Below are 15842 nucleotides of genomic sequence, written 5' to 3'. Positions count from 1 at the left end.
GACGAACGAGCCGGCTGACGACGTCTCCGCAAGGAGCCGCGCGACGAGCGTCGCCGCATCCGCGATCCGAGCGGCGCTGATCGGACCTGACGCTCGTCCGATCAACTGAGCGTGCATACGGGGCCAGGCGTCGTCGCGCTCGCGTTCATTCTCGTCGCGGCAGGTGAGGCAGGGGGCTTCGCCTGGCACGACCAGGGGGCCGACGGTCGTGCGTCCTCGCTCGAGCGCCACAGGAAGGTGCGAGGTGTCATCGCGAAGGTAGCGGGCGAAGTGCAGGGCGGCGGCCGCACCCTCGACCAGCACGATTCCGATGTCGGCGGGGTTCTCACGCGCCCCGGCGGCGATGCCCTCGTCGAGAAGCGCTTCGCGCATGCGGTACTCGCAGCGCGCGTCGGCGACGTCGATGCTCTCCACCCACGCGGCCCTCGGAGCCGGGGCGTCGTCGACGAGGAGCGGCTCGAGTCGTGAGAGGAGCATCCGTGCCTCCGCGCGCGGTGCACCGGCGGCGTGCGCGACCACATCGAACGTCGTACGCCGAAAACCGGCGGCCATCCGACCGATCAGACGCTCGACCCACGGCTCGGACGCCGCGATGCGCAGCGTGCCCTCGATGCCGATCTGCAGGGTCTCACCGTCTCGCCAGAGCAGCGGAACGGCGGGATCCAGGCGGGTGATGGTCTTGGGCGTCAGAGGAGACATCCCTCGATTCTGCGGAAAGTCGAGCTCCCGGTGGGGGAGTCTCAAGCATCCGTGGAAAAGTCAGCACACCCGGCGCACACGCCGCTCACACCGGGCGGTCGCCTCCCGGGCCGTCGCTGCCGTCGGAGTTCTGCCCATCCTCTGAGTTCTCCGACTTCTCGGGCTGCTCCGACTGCTCTCCCGAGAAGTCGTCGCCGTCCAGCAGGCGAGCCAGGGCCTCGTCGAACTCGTCGGCGACGGGCTGCTCTCCTCGTGCGCTCGCCTGGAGCCGCGCGACGAGCGCAGACGGGTCATCGATGTCCTCCGACGTAGGCATGAGGTCGGGGTAGTCCCAGAGCGCGTCGCGCCCTGCGATGCCCACGGCGTCGGTCACCGCCTGCCACATCGCCGAAGCTTCGCGCAGACGACGGGGCCGCAGCTTGAGGCCGACGAGTGCGCCGAGAGCGTCTTCGGCCGGGCCGCCCACCGCACGGCGGCGACGGGCCGCCTCGGCGATCCGGGCCCCGTCGGGAAGGCGAGCGGTGGCCTGCGCGGTCACGACGTCGACCCAGCCGTCGATCGTCGCCACGAGATTCTCGAGGCGAGCGAGCGCCTCGCGCTGCGCTTCCGTCTGCGTGGGCAGCAGAGCGCCACCCTCGATCGCCGCGCGGAGCTCCTCGGGGTTCGAGGGATCGAGGCGACTCGCGACGTCTTCGAGCGCATCGACATCGACCGTGACTCCGCGGGCGAAGTCGGTGATCTGCGCCATGACGTGCAGGTGCAGCCACTTCGAATGGCGATACAGCCGGGCGTAGGCGAGTTCGCGGGTCGCCACATAGAGGGTGATCTGGTCTTCGGGGATCTCGAGACCGTCGCCGAACGCCGTCAGGTTCTGCGGGATGACAGCCGCGGTCCCTGCCGGAAGAACGGGGATGCCGACATCTCCGCCCGACACCACCTCGAGCGCGAGGTTGCCGAGCACCTGCCCGAACTGCGCAGCGAACACCGAGCCGCCGAGACCGCGCATGAGCTTTCCGGCACCCTGCACGACGTCGCGCATCTCTTCGGGAACCTGCGTGTCGAGGGCGCTCGTGAGCGCATCGGCGATGCTCGTCGACACCGGGCCGGCGATCTCCTTCCACACAGGCAGGGTCGCTTCGACCCACTCGCCGCGCGTCATCGCCTTGGGCGACTCGCCGAGCTCGGAGATCGTCGTCGCCTCGCCGAGCCACAGGTCGGCGAGTGCGAACGAGTCGACGAGCGAGCTCCGCGATCCGTCGGTGATGCCGAGGCCGTCACGGTTGGCGATATGCAGCGCCTGGCGCAGCGCGTTCTCCCAGGCGTCACCGCCGAACGCGCCCTGCAGCTGCGACATGATCGTCTGCATCATCGCCGGGTCGAGCTGGATCCCATCCATGCCCGCGAAGGCGTTCTGCAGCGCCTCGGGGTCGATGTCGCCGGCACCCTGGCCGGACATCATTCGTCGGAGGAACTCCTGGAAGTCCTCGGGGGTCGGGTCGTTGTCTGACATGTCGCTCGCCTCTCAGCACGCCTAAAGCCGTGGCATCTACGCTAGTCACAGGATCGGCCGCGAGACCCCGAAGCAGGCAGATCGCTGTACGCCGCCCGCGAACGACGGAGGAACCCTGTGGATCGAACCCGGCCTGTGAAGCTCGGACTTGGCGTCTGGGCGCTGGTCGTCGCGTTGATCGCGCTCGTCGTGCTGACCTTCCTCCCGACGCCGTACGTCATCCAGCGTCCGGGCCCCGTCTACGACACCCTCGGCACGGCGGCCGGTGCAGACGGGGAGCAGGTTCCCCTCATCCAGGTCGAGGGCACCGAGACATTCGAGACCGCCGGATCGCTCGACCTCACCACGGTGCAGGTCGTCGGCAACCGCGAGCGCACGCCGAGCTGGTTCGAGCTCGCACTGGCGTGGACGGATTCTTCGCGAGCGGTCGTGCCGCTCGACTCGGTGTTCCCCGAGGGGGTCACGACAGAGCAGCGCGACGAGCGCAATGCGACGCTCATGGTCGACTCGCAGCACGAGGCGACCGCCGCGGCGCTCAACGAGCTCGGCTACGACACCGGAGCAGAGGTGGTCGTGCAGGAGGTCGTCGAGGATGCGCCGGCCGAGGGCGCCCTCGAGGCGGAGGACGTCATCACCGCCGTCGACGGCACCGCGGTGGCTTCGGCGAAGCAGCTGCGTCAGGCGATCCAGGACGCGGCAGGTGCACCGGTCGAGCTCACCGTGCAGCGCGGCGGCGAAGAGCAGGTCGTCGAGGTGACGCCCGAGAAGCAGACCGACGGCGACGTGACGACCTGGCTGATCGGCGTGACCCTGCGCACCGACTACGACTTCGAGATCGACGTGACGCTCCAGCTCGACAACGTCGGCGGCCCGAGTGCCGGGATGATGTTCGCACTCGGCATCATCGACACCATCACCGAGGGGGAGCTCAACGGCGGGGAGAACATCGCGGGCACCGGCACGATCGAAGCCGACGGCACCGTCGGGCCGATCGGCGGCATCCGCCAGAAGCTCTACGGCGCTCGCGATGCGGGGGCGGACTACTTCCTCGCACCGTCGACGAACTGCGACGAGGTCACCGGCCATGTGCCGGACGGCCTGACCGTGATCAGCACGTCGACGCTCGAGGAATCGCTCGCGGCGCTCGACGTGATCGCCGAGGGGGGCGACGTCGGATCGCTCCCGTCGTGCGACGTCGTGACCTCCCCGTGACAGGGATGACAGCCGCAGCACAGTAAGGCGTGCCTAGGATGGGAAGGTGACCTCGACTTCTGCACCGAACCCGGCCACTCCCCGAACCTCGCGACGAATATTCGGCATCTCGTTGGCGATCATCGCCGCGCTGATCGCCGCCTTCTTCGTCTTCGCGTCGCTCTACACCGAATTCCTCTGGTTCGACCAGGTGGGCTTCGAGGGAGTTCTCACCACCCAGTGGATCGCCACGGCGGTGATGTTCGTCGTCGGATTCCTCGGGATGGCAGTGCCGCTGTTCGTGGCCATCCAGCTCGCGTACCGTCTGCGCCCCGTCTACGTGCGGCTCAGCTCGCAGCTCGACAGGTACCAGGAGGTCATCGAGCCGCTCCGTCGTCTCGCGATGTGGGGCATGCCGATCTTCTTCGGCCTGTTCGCGGGCTTCTCCGCGGCCAGCCAGTGGAAGACCGTGTGGCTGTGGGCCAACGGCGTCGCCACCGACACGGTCGACCCGCAGTTCGGCGTCGACACGGGCTTCTACATGTTCGCGATGCCCTTCTACTCGATCCTCCTGGCCTTCGTGTCGGCGGTTCTGCTGCTCGCCCTCATCGTGACGGCGCTGGTGTCGTACCTCTACGGTTCCGTCCGCATCGGCCAGGGTGAGCTGCGCATCTCGAAGCCCGCTCGCATCCAGCTCGCGATCATCGCCGGCCTCTACCTGCTGGTGCAGGCGGCGAGCCTCTGGCTCGACCGCTACAAGACCCTCGTCGCCGAGGACGACCGCATCGTCGGTCCCGCGTACACCGGCGTCAACGCGACGATCCCCGGTCTCGCGATCCTCACGATCATCGCGGCGATCGTCGCGATCCTCTTCTTCGTCACGGCGATCATCGGTCGCTGGCGTTTCCCGCTCGCCGCGACCGCGCTGCTGATCGTCGCTTCGCTCGTCGTGGGCGTCGGCTTCCCCTGGGCGGTGACCACGTTCCAGGTGGCCCCGAACCAGAACGCGTACCAGGCCGAGTTCTACCAGCGGAACATCGACGGCACGAAGGAGGCGTACGGGGTCGCAAACCTCGAGACGACGCCGTTCGAGGCCGAGACCGACGCCGAGGCCGGCCAGCTGCGCGAGGATGCCGAGACCACTGCATCCATCCGCATCGTCGACCCCGCCGTGATCAGCCCGGCCGTGCGCCAGCTCGAGCAGTACCGCGGGTACTACCAGTTCCAGCAGAACCTCGACGTCGACCGCTATGAGATCGACGGTGCGATGCAGGACACGGTCGTGTCCGTGCGTGACCTCGACATGGAAGGCGTCGACGTCAGCAACTGGAACAACCGCGCTGCCGTCTACACCCACGGCTACGGCCTCGTGGTCGCAGCGGGCAACCAGCGCACGCCCGACGGCGAGCCGGTCTTCCTCGAGCGTGGCATCCCGTCTGCGGGCTTCCTCACCGAGCAGGAGAAGTTCGAGCCGCGCGTGTACTTCGGTGAGAACTCGCCCGAGTACTCGATCGTCGGCTCGCCCGACGGCACCGACCCCGTCGAGATCGACTACCCGCGCGGCAAGGACGGCTCGACCGAGACGAAGACCACGTTCGAAGGCGACGGCGGACCGCAGATCGGCAGCACCTTCACGAAGCTGCTCTACGCGCTGAAGTTCCAGTCGGAGCAGATCCTGTTCTCCAACCTGGTGAACGAGGAATCGCAGATCCTCTACGACCGCGACCCCAAGACGCGTGTGCAGAAGGTCGCGCCGTACCTCGAGCTCGACAGCGATCCGTACCCCAGTGTGGTCGACGGACGCGTCGTCTGGATCGTCGACGGCTACACGACGAGCTCGACCTACCCGTACTCGACGAACGTGAGCCTGTCGGAGGCGATTGCCGACTCGAACATCCCGTCGCCCACGCTCGCGATCGACGAGATCAACTACATCCGCAACTCGGTCAAAGCGACGGTCGACGCCTACGACGGCTCGGTGACGCTGTATGCGTGGGACGACAAGGATCCCGTGCTGCAGACGTGGCAGAACATCTACCCGTCGACGCTCAAGCCCGTGAGCGACATGTCGGCTGATCTGATGAGCCACGTGCGATACCCGACCGACCTGTTCAAGGTTCAGCGCGACATCCTCGGGATCTACCACATCGACACTGCGGGCTCGTTCGCGCAGCAGGACAACCGCTGGCAGACGCCCAACGACCCGCGCAGTGACGCGGTCCTGCAGCCGCCGTACTACCTGACGATGCAGATGCCAGGGCAGGATTCCCCGCGGTTCTCGATGTTCTCGACCTTCATCCCGTCGGCGACGGGGAGCGGTGGCAACCGTGACGTGCTGATGGGCTACCTCGCGGTCGACTCGGATGCAGGTTCCGAGGCCGGCGTGAAGGCCGAGGGCTACGGTCAGTTGCGGATGCTCGAGATCGACACCGATACGACGGTGCCCGGCCCCGGTCAGGTGCAGAACACGTACAACTCGGATACGTCCGTGGTGCCCCAGCTCAACCTGCTGCAGCAGGGTGAGTCGGAGGTGCTCTACGGAAACCTCCTGACGCTGCCCGTGGGTGGCGGCCTGCTCTATGTGCAGCCGGTCTATGTGCAGTCCTCGGAGGGCACGAAGCTTCCTCGTCTGCAGAAGGTCCTCGTGGCCTTCGGCGACAAGGTCGCGTTCGAGGACACGCTGACCGCGGCCCTCGACACGCTGTTCGGCGGTGACGCGGGTGCGGCCGGTGGAGACGACCAGGTCGAGCCGACCGAACCGGATCCGGACACCGGAGAGGTCCCGACCGAGCCGACCACCCCGACCGACGTCGAGGCGGAGGCCCTCGCGGCGGCGCAGCAGGCGCTGACCGACCGTGAGGCAGCACTCAAGGAAGGCGACCTGACCAAGTTCGCCGAGGCCGACAAGCGGCTCACGGATGCTGTGAACACGCTGCTCGGGCTGGAAGCAGGCGCGGGGGAGTAGTCCCTCACCAGACGACGGATGCCGCCCCCCTCGAGGGGCGGCATTCTTCGTCTCCGGTCCGATCACGCCCCGCTGCGGCAGACGCCGCGGCGGAAGGCGGCTCGGTCAGTTCGCGTCGTAGCGGCAGGCGACAGCGCCGAGTCGGTGTCGTCGTCCGGCGTGGTGACGGTGATCTCAGCCGAGTCGCCGGTGGTCGTTACTGCGTCCAGCCGCTGGAGGCCCACTCCTCGGTGTACGACTGCGTGTCATCGGCGAAGGAGACCGTGAAAGTGGGGCCGCCCGTGGCGCGCGCAAGGGCAGCCGGTGGACGCATGCATGCGAAAGGCCCCTGATCAGGATTTCTCCCGATCAGGGGCCTTTCTTGTGTCGCATTCTCGTTGCGGGGACAGGATTTGAACCTGCGACCTCCGGGTTATGAGCCCGGCGAGCTACCGAACTGCTCCACCCCGCGGCACGTTTTATAGCCTAACACGGGAATCAGGAGTCCGCGAATCGAGGCGCGACACGCACGATGGGGGAGGATGTGAGCATGTCCGAGACCGCTTCCGCCGCCGTTCCCGTCGCCGTCTGCCAGTTCGCGCCCACGTCGTCACGGGAGGACAACCGCGACCGCATCGCGCAGTTGACGGCGGATGCCGCGGCGCGCGGTGCGCGCCTGATCGTCTTCCCCGAGTACTCGAGCTACTTCGTGGATCCGATGGACGAGTCCCTTGCGGCGAATGCGGAGAGTCTCGACGGTGACTTCGTGTCGACCCTGACGGCACTCGCAGCGGACCACGGCGTCGTGATCGTGGCGGGTCTCGTCGAGAGCGCGTCCGACGCCCAGCACGTCCACAACACCGTGGTCGCCGTGCGGGGCGACGGGATCCTCGCGACCTACCGCAAGCAGCACCTGTACGACGCGTTCGGCCAGACCGAGTCGGACTGGATCGAAGCGGGGGATCTGGGGGCCGCGACCTTCGACGTCGCCGGCATACGCTTCGGGCTCATGACCTGCTACGACCTTCGCTTCCCCGAGGTGGCGCGCATCCTCGTCGATGCGGGTGCGGACGCACTCGTCGTCCCGGCGGAGTGGGTGCGCGGTCCACTCAAGGAGCATCACTGGACGACGCTGCTGGCGGCGCGAGCGATCGAGAACACCGCGTATGTCGTCGCCGCCGACCATCCGACCCCGATCGGCGTCGGGCACTCGCAGATCGTCGATCCGCAGGGCGTCGTGCTCGCCGGGGTGGGGACGACCGAGGGCATCGCGGTCGCGGCCGTCGAACGGGCGGCCATCGAGCGCGTGCGCGCTGTGAACCCGTCGTTGCGGGTGCGTCGATACGCCGTCGGACCGCGCTGAATCGGACGAGGGGTCAGAAGCTCGACACGAGCCTCTTCGCCGCCTCCACGAGGATCTCGACACGTTTGCACGCCGCGAAGCGCACCAGCCCGGCGTATTCGTCGCGGCGCGCATCCGATACGAAGGCGGTCAGCGGGATCGCCACCACTCCCGCGCGCTCAGGGAGCGCGCGGCAGAACTCGGCGGCATCCGCTCCGCCGAGCGCCGACGCGTCGGCGACGGTGAAGTAGCCGCCCTGCGGCGGGAACACGGAGAACCCCGCAGTGCGGAGGCCCGAGCCGAGGATCTCGTGCTTGTGCGCCAACGTCGCCGCGGCACTCGCGAAGAACTCGTTCCTGAGTCGCAGGCCCACGGCGATGGCCGGTTGGAACGGCGAGCCGTTCACGTACGTCAGGTACTGCTTGGCGGTCAGCACGGCGGTGATGAGCTCTGCGGGGCCGTGCACCCATCCGATCTTCCAGCCGGTGGCCGAGAACGTCTTGCCCGCCGATGAGATCGTCAGCGTGCGCTCTGCAGCGCCGGGAAGCGTCGCGATCGGGGTGTGCGGGCTTCTGAACGCAAGATGCTCGTAGACCTCGTCGGTGACGATGATCGCGTCGTGCAGCTCGGCGAGACGGACGACCTCGGCGAGCACCTCGCGATCGAAGACGGCACCGGTGGGATTGTGGGGATCATTGACCAAGATGATTCGTGTGCGGTCGGAGACCGTGGCAGCCAGCAGCTCGAGATCAGGCTGGAAGTCGGGTGCTCTCAGCGGCACCGTGCGCAGGCGGGCGCCGGCGAGAGCGACCGCGGCCGCATAGGAGTCGTAGTACGGCTCGAAGACGACGACCTCGTCGTCCGCGCCGTCGATGAGGGCGAGCAGAGTCGCGGTCAGCGCCTCGGTCGCGCCAGCCGTCACGATCACCTCGCGCGAGGGGTCCACCTCCAGCGCGTAGAAGCGCCGCTGGTGCTCACTGATCGCCTCGAGCAGATCGGGATTCCCTCTGCCGGGCGGGTACTGATTGATCCCGCGGGAGATCGCCTCCCTGGCGGCCTCGAGCACCTCTGCGGGGCCGTCCTCATCGGGAAAGCCCTGCCCGAGGTTGATCGCGCCTGTTCGGGCCGCAGCAGCGGACATCTCTGCGAAGATGGTGGGCGCGACGCTTCCGTCTGGTGCGAGCAGACCGGCTCCCGCTGCCGTGCGCCGCCATGCTCCGGGGATGACACTCATGAAGAACAGGCTAAGGCCATAGGTGAAACTCATCTTCGCCATACGAAACGCACAGATACAGGCGTCACTCTAAGAGGGCGTTGTTGAAGGAGCACACACCATGAACGAAGACAGCACCCAGGACCACTCGGCACCTGCGTCGAATGACGCAGCGCCGTCCACCGAGGCAGCAGAGGTCGTCGACCGTTCGACGACGGATGCCGCCGCTGAGACCCCAGGCACCGTCGCCGCTCCGGGGCCATACCAGGGACACCACGTCCCCCCGACGTTCGCGTCGTCGCCCGCTCCGGCCTTCGAGGCTCCGAGCGCACCGGTCGCACCCGCGGCCCAGACCGTGCCCCAGCCCTACTTCGGGGCTCCAGGACAGCACCAGGCAGGGCAGCACCAGGCGCCCGTCGGCGGCCCCACCGCGACGTCCCCCGGTGCCGCGTTCGGTCTCCACACCGCAGCCGAGCCCGGGCAGCCGGTCGATGGCTCCCCGAAGATCAAGGAGACGAAGCCCCGCGCCGGAGTGAAGTTCGCCGCGATCGTGCTCGCAGCCGCCCTCGTCGGCGGTGTCGCGGGGTTCGGTGGCGGAGCGATCCTCAACGGGATCTCGGATCAGGGGTCGACGGGTGTGGCCCAGGGCCCCGATACCATCACGGTCAACAACCCCGGGTCGGTCAACGAGACCACTGCTGTCGCGACCGCGGCACTCCCGTCGGTCGTCACGATCGAGGTCGCCGGCTCCGATCAGGGCGGCAGCGGGTCGGGCGTCATCATCAGCGACGACGGCTACGTGCTCACGAACACCCACGTGGTGACCCTCGGCGGTGCGGTGGCTGATCCGACGATCCGGGTCACCACCTCGGACGGGCGCATCTTCTCGGCGACCGTCGTCGGCACCGACCCGATCTACGACCTCGCCGTGATCAAGCTCGAGGATGCGACGGATCTCACCCCGATCGACTTCGCCGACTCGTCGAAGCTCAACGTCGGTGACACCGCGGTGGCACTGGGAGCGCCGCTCGGTCTGTCGAACTCGGTCACGACCGGCATCGTCAGCGCGCTGAACCGCAGCATCCAGATCGCGTCGTCGGCTCTTCCCGATTCCTCGTCGGAGGATGCTCCGCAGAACGAGCAGGAGACGCCCGAAGAGGGCGAAGGACCCTTCCAGTTCGACCTGCCGGGCAACACGTCGCAGCAGACGTCTGAGTCGATCTCGATCGCCGTGATCCAGACGGATGCCGCGATCAACCACGGAAACTCCGGTGGTGCGCTCGTGAACGCCAAGGGCGAGCTGATCGGCATCAACGTCGCCATCGCGAGCTCCGGGAGCTCGGAGGAGTCGGGCTCGATCGGAATCGGATTCGCGATCCCCGCCAACATCGCCCAGCGCGTGTCGGAGGAGATCATCGCCGACGGCGAAGCCAGCCACGGTCTGCTCGGCGCGTCGGTCAGAGACGCGGCCAGCGTCGAGAACGCCGACGTCTCGGGTGCGTACATCGCCGAGGTCACCGGGGGTGGCGCTGCCGCCGCCGGCGGGCTGAAGGCCGACGATGTCGTGACCGCCTTCAACGGCGTGCCCATCACGAGCGCCAGCGACCTCACGGCGCAGGTGCGCGCAGCGGCCGCGGGCAGCGAGGCCAAGGTCACGTACATCCGTGGCGGCAAGGAATACGAGATCGACGTCACCCTGGGTGCGCTCGCCGGCTGACTCGGACGATCCCGCTCACCGAGAAGGGCGTCACCCCGCGATAGGCTCGCGGGGTGGCGTCCTTCTCTTTCGGCTCCGGCAATGCGGCCAAGCTGCTTCGGATACCGCTCTACCTCGCGGGGCGAGTCGGCACACTCGTCATCCCGCGCGGCACGCGTTGGGTTTTCGGGTGCGGGGCCGGCGTCGGAGACGGGGCTCTCGCCCTGCAGCGCCTCGTCGCGACGGAGGGGCACGACACCGTATGGCTCACGTCCTCCGATCGGGAGGACAGCGACGCCGCGGCACTCGGCATCCGCACGACGCGCAAGGGCGGCCTGCGGGGCTGGTGGGCCACAGCTCGTGCCGGTGTCGTCGTGGTCACGCACGGACTCGGTGACGTGAATCGCTACGCGGTGTCCGGTGCCTTCGTCGTGCAGCTGTGGCACGGCATCCCGCTCAAGCGCATCGGACTGGATTCGCCCGCGACCACGCAGGTCCCTGACATTCCCGGCGCCGCGGTGCTTCGCCGCCTCATCGGCATCCTCTACCGGCGTGCGGCTCAGCGGATCCGAGTGCTTCCAGCCGCATCGCACCGTTCGAGGGGGCGTCTCGAGTCGGCCTTCGCGCTCGGGGACGGCCGAGTCGTCGTCACGGGCGAGCCGCGTGTCGACGTGCTGTCGTCCGGCGACCCGATCGAGCGTCGAGCCATGGCATCCGATGTTCTGGACCGCGTGCTCGGCGGTCTGCCGACCGGTTCTCGGACCATCCTCTACGCGCCGACGTGGCGCGACGGCGCAGACGACCCGGCGATCCCGACGGCTGCCCAGTGGGTGCAGATCATCCGGGTGCTCGAGGAGCGTGATGCCGTGCTGCTCGTTCGCTCCCACCCGCTCGGCGAGGGCGGGTATGCGCCCCCGCTGCCCAGCCGAAGGGTCAGGATGCTCGGATCCGGTCTGCTGTCCGATGTCACCCCCGTGCTTCCGGCGATCGACGTCCTCGTCACCGACTACTCGTCGCTCGCCTACGACGTGGGGCTGCTGAGGATGCCCGTGCTGTTCCTCGCCCCCGACGCCGAGGACTATGCGCGCACGAGAGGCTTCTACGGCCGATTCCCAGACGTCGCGGGCGACGACGCGCCCACGGGCTGGGACTCTCTTCTGCCCCAGCTGTCGGCGCTGCTGGACGATGACGACCTCTTCGCCGCGCAGTCCGAGCGTTCGGGTACGCTCAGCGCGGAGATGCACGCCTTCCGCGACGGAGGCAACACCCGGCGCGTCTACGAGACAATCCGTGCGCGGGGGATTCCCGCGCCGAAGGGAGCAGCATGACCACGGCTCGGATCGATGAGGCGGCAGAGACGCTGGTCATCGCAGGCGCCGGTCAGCGCCCGGCCACGGCGGAGCTCGTCGGGCCGCGCGCCCGTGTCGACGCTCGCATCAGCGGCGGGGGCAAGACCTGGAAGGCGACGTTCCCGCTGCGCGCGTCGCGGTGGGGCGGTCCCGAGCTGCCGCTGCCCACCGGTGACTACGAGCTGCGCATCGCGGATGCCGAGTTCAGCGATCTCCTCATCGCCCCGGAGGTGCTGGCCGGTGTGCGGATCGCCGTCGACGGCGCGACGGTGCGCATCGCTGCGCCGATCGACCCCGCCTATGAGACGAGCGAGGGGCAGGCGACTCTCGAGGGGCGCTATGTCGCGCATCCCGGAGCCACCGAGAACGCCGTCTTCTTCGAGAGCTTCTACGGTCGCACCGTCGGCTGCAACCCGCAGGCGATCGATCGCGCCCTCTTCGCACAGGCCCCGGATGTCGTGCGCTACTGGAGCGTCGTCGACCTGTCCGTGGCGGTTCCGGACGGGGCGATCGCTGTCGTCGAGGGCAGCCCGGAGTGGTGGCGTGCCCGCGCTGCGTCGCGGCTGCTGGTCGTCAACGACTGGCTGCGTCGCAGGTTCGTCCGCAAACCGGGCCAGAAGGTGCTGCAGACCTGGCACGGCACTCCGCTGAAGCGGCTCGCGCTGCACCGGCCCGGATTCGACCCTCGCCGTATGGCGGCCGTCGTCAAGGAATCGCGCCGCTGGGACGTGCTCCTGGCACAGAACACGTACTCCGAGCGTATTCTCCGCAAGGCATACGCGTTCCTCGGGAGACCGATCTGGGTCGAGGGGTATCCGAGGAACGACACCCTCGTCACCGGTGACGCCGCGGCGATCCGTGCCGACCTCGGCATCGCCGACGGTGAGCGGGTGCTGCTCTACGCGCCCACGTGGCGCGATGATCGTACCGAGATGGTCGACTTCATCGACCCGGAGGATCTCGCCAGGCAGACGGACTCCGTCGTGCTCGTGCGCGGTCATTCGCGCACGATCGACACCGGCCGGGATCGATCCGGCGCCCGCGTCATCGATGTCACCGGGTATCCGGAGACATCGAAGCTCCTGCTCGCCGCCGACGTGCTGATCACCGACTACTCGTCGGTCATGTTCGATTTCAGTGTCACGGGAAAGCCGATGTTCTTCCTCGTGCCCGACCTCGATCACTACCGAGGAGAGCTCCGAGGGTTCTACTTCGATCTCGCGACGCGCGCGCCGGGGCCGCTCGTGCACTCGCAGGACGAACTGGTCGCCGCGCTGGCCGACAGCGGGCACGAGAGCGCCTATGCCGAGCGCTACAGTGCCTGGCGGGCGCAGTTCAACCCGCGGGACGACGGGCACTCGGCAGAGCGGGTCGTCGCACGCATCCTCGACCAGGGGTACGTCACCCGGTGATTCGACCCGTGCTGTCGGCGGCGCTAGGGGAGTGGCGTATTGCGGGTGCCGAGGCGCGATGCGTCGACGGTGTCGCGCGCACCCCGCAGCACGCCTCCGAGGAACCCGAGGCCCCACGAGAGGTGCATGGTGGGCAGCACCAGCAGCGTCCAGAGCCTCTGACGGGGGCCGCCCCCGCCTGGTAGGCAGGCGACGGCGACGACGAGCAGGAGGTATGCCGCAAGCGGCAGATAGACGACGGCCGAGACGATGAGCGAGAGCATTCCGGTGAGGACGCCGGTGAGCTGCAGGATGCCGGTGACGACGGCGACGGCGACGAGGACGACCAGCGCTGGGGGAGCGAAGAATCGGATGCCGTTGCGGCGCCCATACCGGCGCACGAGCTCGCCGCGCCAGGCTCCGGTCGCCCGGAACTGACGAGCGAGGCGCAGCCAGCTCTCGCGGGGCCAGTAGGTCACCGAGAGGTTCGGGTCGAACCAGACGAGGTGTCCTGCCTGGCGGATCCGGAGGTTGAGCTCCCAGTCCTCGCCGCGGCGGATCGACTCGTCGAAGAGCCCCACCTCTTCGAGCACCGTCCGGCGCATGACCCCGAGGTACGCGGATTCGGCTTCGCCCTCGTGGGTCCCACCGTGATACGCGCCTCCACCGAGGCCGACCGGCGAGTTGTAGAGGCGCGCCACCGACGTCTGGAAAGGCGTGCGGCCGTCAGCACGCATCACGCCGCCGACGTTCGCGGCGCCCGTGCGCTCGAGGGTCTCCAGCGCGAGCGCCGCATAGCCGGGAGCGAGCTCGGAATGCGCGTCGACGCGGACGATCGTCGCGAAGCGGCTGGCCCGGATCGCCGCATTCAATCCGACCGGGATGTGAGCGGCCGGGTTCTCGACGAGTCGGATCCGGTCGTCTTCTGCGGCGAGGCGCTGAGCGAGTTCCGTCGTTCCATCGGTGGACGGGCCGAGGGCGAGCACGAGCTCGGCCGGCACACTGAGCTCCTGCGTCAGCACGGAGGCGATCGCGTGCTCCAGGTAGGCGCGCTCGTTGAGCACGGGCATGACGAACGACACTCCGGTCTCTGGGGCGGCGATGTCGTTGGCGGGCACATGACGATCATGGCATGCACGGCTCGGAGGTTCGCTGATTCGCGAGAGCGAGGGTCTCGGGAGGCGGCAGTCGGGTCGAGCCCTCGTACTCGGTATCCTGGAGGGATGGGTGCAGTGTCCGACGCGAAGAAGGCCTACCGTCTGCTGAAGCGGGCGCTCGCCTCGCGCAAGGCTGTGCAGCGAGTGCGACGGCGCCTCGCCGATCGCGAACCGCATCGGCCGGAGCACTACCAGGTGGCGGTCTACTTCGCCGACGGCGACGTGAACATGTACCAGATGCGGCAGTGGTACCGCCCGCTCGCCGAGCTGTCGAAGCGCTGGCCGGTGGTCGTGCTGTCCCGTTCTGCGACGGGTGCCGACAAGCTGCTCGACGAGGACGGCCCGCCGGTCGCCTTCGTCCCCACGATCCGTGACCTCGAGAGGTTCATCTCGTCGCAGGACATCCGTGTCGTCCTGTACGTGAACCAGAACACGCGCAACTTCCAGATGTTCCGCTACGGCAGGCGCTGGCACGTGTTCATCAACCACGGCGAGTCCGACAAGATGTACATGACCACGAATCAGTACAAGGCCTACGACTATGCACTGGTCGCCGGGCAAGCCGCACGCGACCGTCTGTCGCGGACGCTCTGGGACTGGGACATCGATCGGCGCACGATCGAGATCGGCCGACCGCAGGCCGATCACTACTCGGGCACGCTTCCGTACCTGCCCGACGATCGCACCGTCGTGCTCTATGCCCCGACGTGGGAAGGCGACCGCCCGAGCGCGCACTACGGGTCGATCGCCACGCACGGCGAGACGCTGGTCAAGACGCTGCTCGCATCGCGCGGTCATCGCGTGATCTACCGGCCGCACCCTCGAAGCGGAGTCATCGATGACGAGTACGGCGCCGCGCACCGCCGCATCATCGCGGCCATCTCTGCGGCGAACGCCGCAGACCCCACTGCCCAGCATGTGTACGACAACGGGGCGGAGCTCGGATGGCAGCTGGCTGCCGCCGACGTGGCAGTCGTCGACATCTCGGCGATGGTCTACGACCGCCTGGCCGTGGGGAAGTCGCTGATGATCACGCGACCGGCGGACGAGCGCGCGTCGATCGACACCAACGGCTATCTGTCGGACTGCGAGTGGCTCAGCGCGGACGCCGCCGGCGACATCGTCGCCGAGGTCGAACGTGTCCGAGCCGACGAGGTGGCCATCGCCAGGCTGCGCATGTGGGTGCAGCACTACTTCGGCGACACGACGCCAGGAGCGGCGACCGCGAAGTTCCACGCCGCGATCGAGCGCCTCATGCAGGAGTGGGATCACTGGCAGGCGCACGAGATCGGTGCGGTACGCACCGACGAGGACGACGACGATGAAGAGGCCGACGAAGAGGAGGTCTGA

General features: G+C 68.3%; 10 protein-coding genes and 1 tRNA gene. 7 read left to right on the top strand and 4 right to left on the bottom strand.

All coding sequences use genetic code 11. The annotated features are described in order from the left end of the window. Positions 1-784: 784 nt before the first annotated feature. On the bottom strand, positions 785-2209 hold the full coding sequence (locus RQG82_RS03575) for a zinc-dependent metalloprotease (RefSeq protein ID WP_311257743.1): 1425 nt from the start codon (positions 2207-2209) through the stop codon (positions 785-787). Between the two features lie 117 nt (positions 2210-2326). Here RQG82_RS03575 and RQG82_RS03570 point away from each other — a divergent pair, with 117 nt between their 5' ends. Together RQG82_RS03570 and RQG82_RS03565 are read left to right on the top strand one after the other, a co-directional pair. After that, a complete protein-coding gene (locus RQG82_RS03570) occupies positions 2327-3421 on the top strand; it encodes a PDZ domain-containing protein (protein ID WP_311257742.1) in 1095 nt (364 codons plus the stop codon). Between the two features lie 46 nt (positions 3422-3467). Beyond that, positions 3468-6365: a UPF0182 family protein gene (locus tag RQG82_RS03565; protein ID WP_311257741.1), complete on the top strand. Its 2898-nt coding sequence runs from the start codon at positions 3468-3470 to the stop codon at positions 6363-6365. Between the two features lie 377 nt (positions 6366-6742). On the opposite strand, the gene RQG82_RS03560 is transcribed toward RQG82_RS03565, so the two are convergent. Beyond that, positions 6743-6816 (bottom strand) — tRNA-Met (locus tag RQG82_RS03560). A gap of 78 nt (positions 6817-6894) precedes the next feature. Between RQG82_RS03560 and RQG82_RS03555 the strand changes: the two genes are divergently transcribed. Beyond that, a complete protein-coding gene (locus tag RQG82_RS03555; RefSeq protein WP_311257740.1) occupies positions 6895-7707 on the top strand; it encodes a carbon-nitrogen hydrolase family protein in 813 nt (270 codons plus the stop codon). Positions 7708-7720: 13 nt separating this feature from the next. Here the strand turns inward: RQG82_RS03555 and RQG82_RS03550 are convergent, their stop codons facing one another. Continuing rightward, positions 7721-8920, bottom strand: coding sequence for an aminotransferase class I/II-fold pyridoxal phosphate-dependent enzyme (locus tag RQG82_RS03550; RefSeq protein ID WP_311257739.1), 1200 nt, complete (start codon positions 8918-8920; stop codon positions 7721-7723). 100 nt (positions 8921-9020) lie between these two features. Here RQG82_RS03550 and RQG82_RS03545 point away from each other — a divergent pair, with 100 nt between their 5' ends. Genes RQG82_RS03545 through RQG82_RS03535 form a run of 3 tightly spaced genes read left to right on the top strand, consistent with a single transcriptional unit; the run spans position 9021 to position 13356 of the window. Beyond that, on the top strand, positions 9021-10616 hold the full coding sequence (locus RQG82_RS03545; RefSeq protein WP_311257738.1) for a trypsin-like peptidase domain-containing protein: 1596 nt from the start codon (positions 9021-9023) through the stop codon (positions 10614-10616). A 53-nt stretch (positions 10617-10669) separates the two neighbouring features. After that, positions 10670-11923, top strand: coding sequence for a CDP-glycerol glycerophosphotransferase family protein (locus tag RQG82_RS03540; RefSeq protein WP_311257737.1), 1254 nt, complete (start codon positions 10670-10672; stop codon positions 11921-11923). Further along, entirely contained in the window at positions 11920-13356 is a 1437-nt protein-coding gene (locus tag RQG82_RS03535; RefSeq protein ID WP_311257736.1) for a CDP-glycerol glycerophosphotransferase family protein, read from the top strand. The genes RQG82_RS03540 and RQG82_RS03535 overlap by 4 nt, the downstream gene beginning before the upstream one ends. 23 nt (positions 13357-13379) lie before the next feature. Here RQG82_RS03535 and RQG82_RS03530 read toward each other — a convergent pair whose 3' ends face one another. Beyond that, a complete protein-coding gene (locus RQG82_RS03530; protein WP_311257804.1) occupies positions 13380-14405 on the bottom strand; it encodes a glycosyltransferase in 1026 nt (341 codons plus the stop codon). Between the two features lie 153 nt (positions 14406-14558). Here RQG82_RS03530 and RQG82_RS03525 point away from each other — a divergent pair, with 153 nt between their 5' ends. Then, on the top strand, positions 14559-15842 hold the full coding sequence (locus RQG82_RS03525; RefSeq protein ID WP_311257735.1) for a CDP-glycerol glycerophosphotransferase family protein: 1284 nt from the start codon (positions 14559-14561) through the stop codon (positions 15840-15842).

The sequence above is a fragment of the Microbacterium sp. WCS2018Hpa-9 genome, assembly GCF_031843745.1.
In the GTDB taxonomy this organism is placed as follows: domain Bacteria; phylum Actinomycetota; class Actinomycetes; order Actinomycetales; family Microbacteriaceae; genus Microbacterium.
Note: the sequence above shows the minus strand (reverse complement) of the source record. Positions and strands in the feature narration are given on the sequence as shown.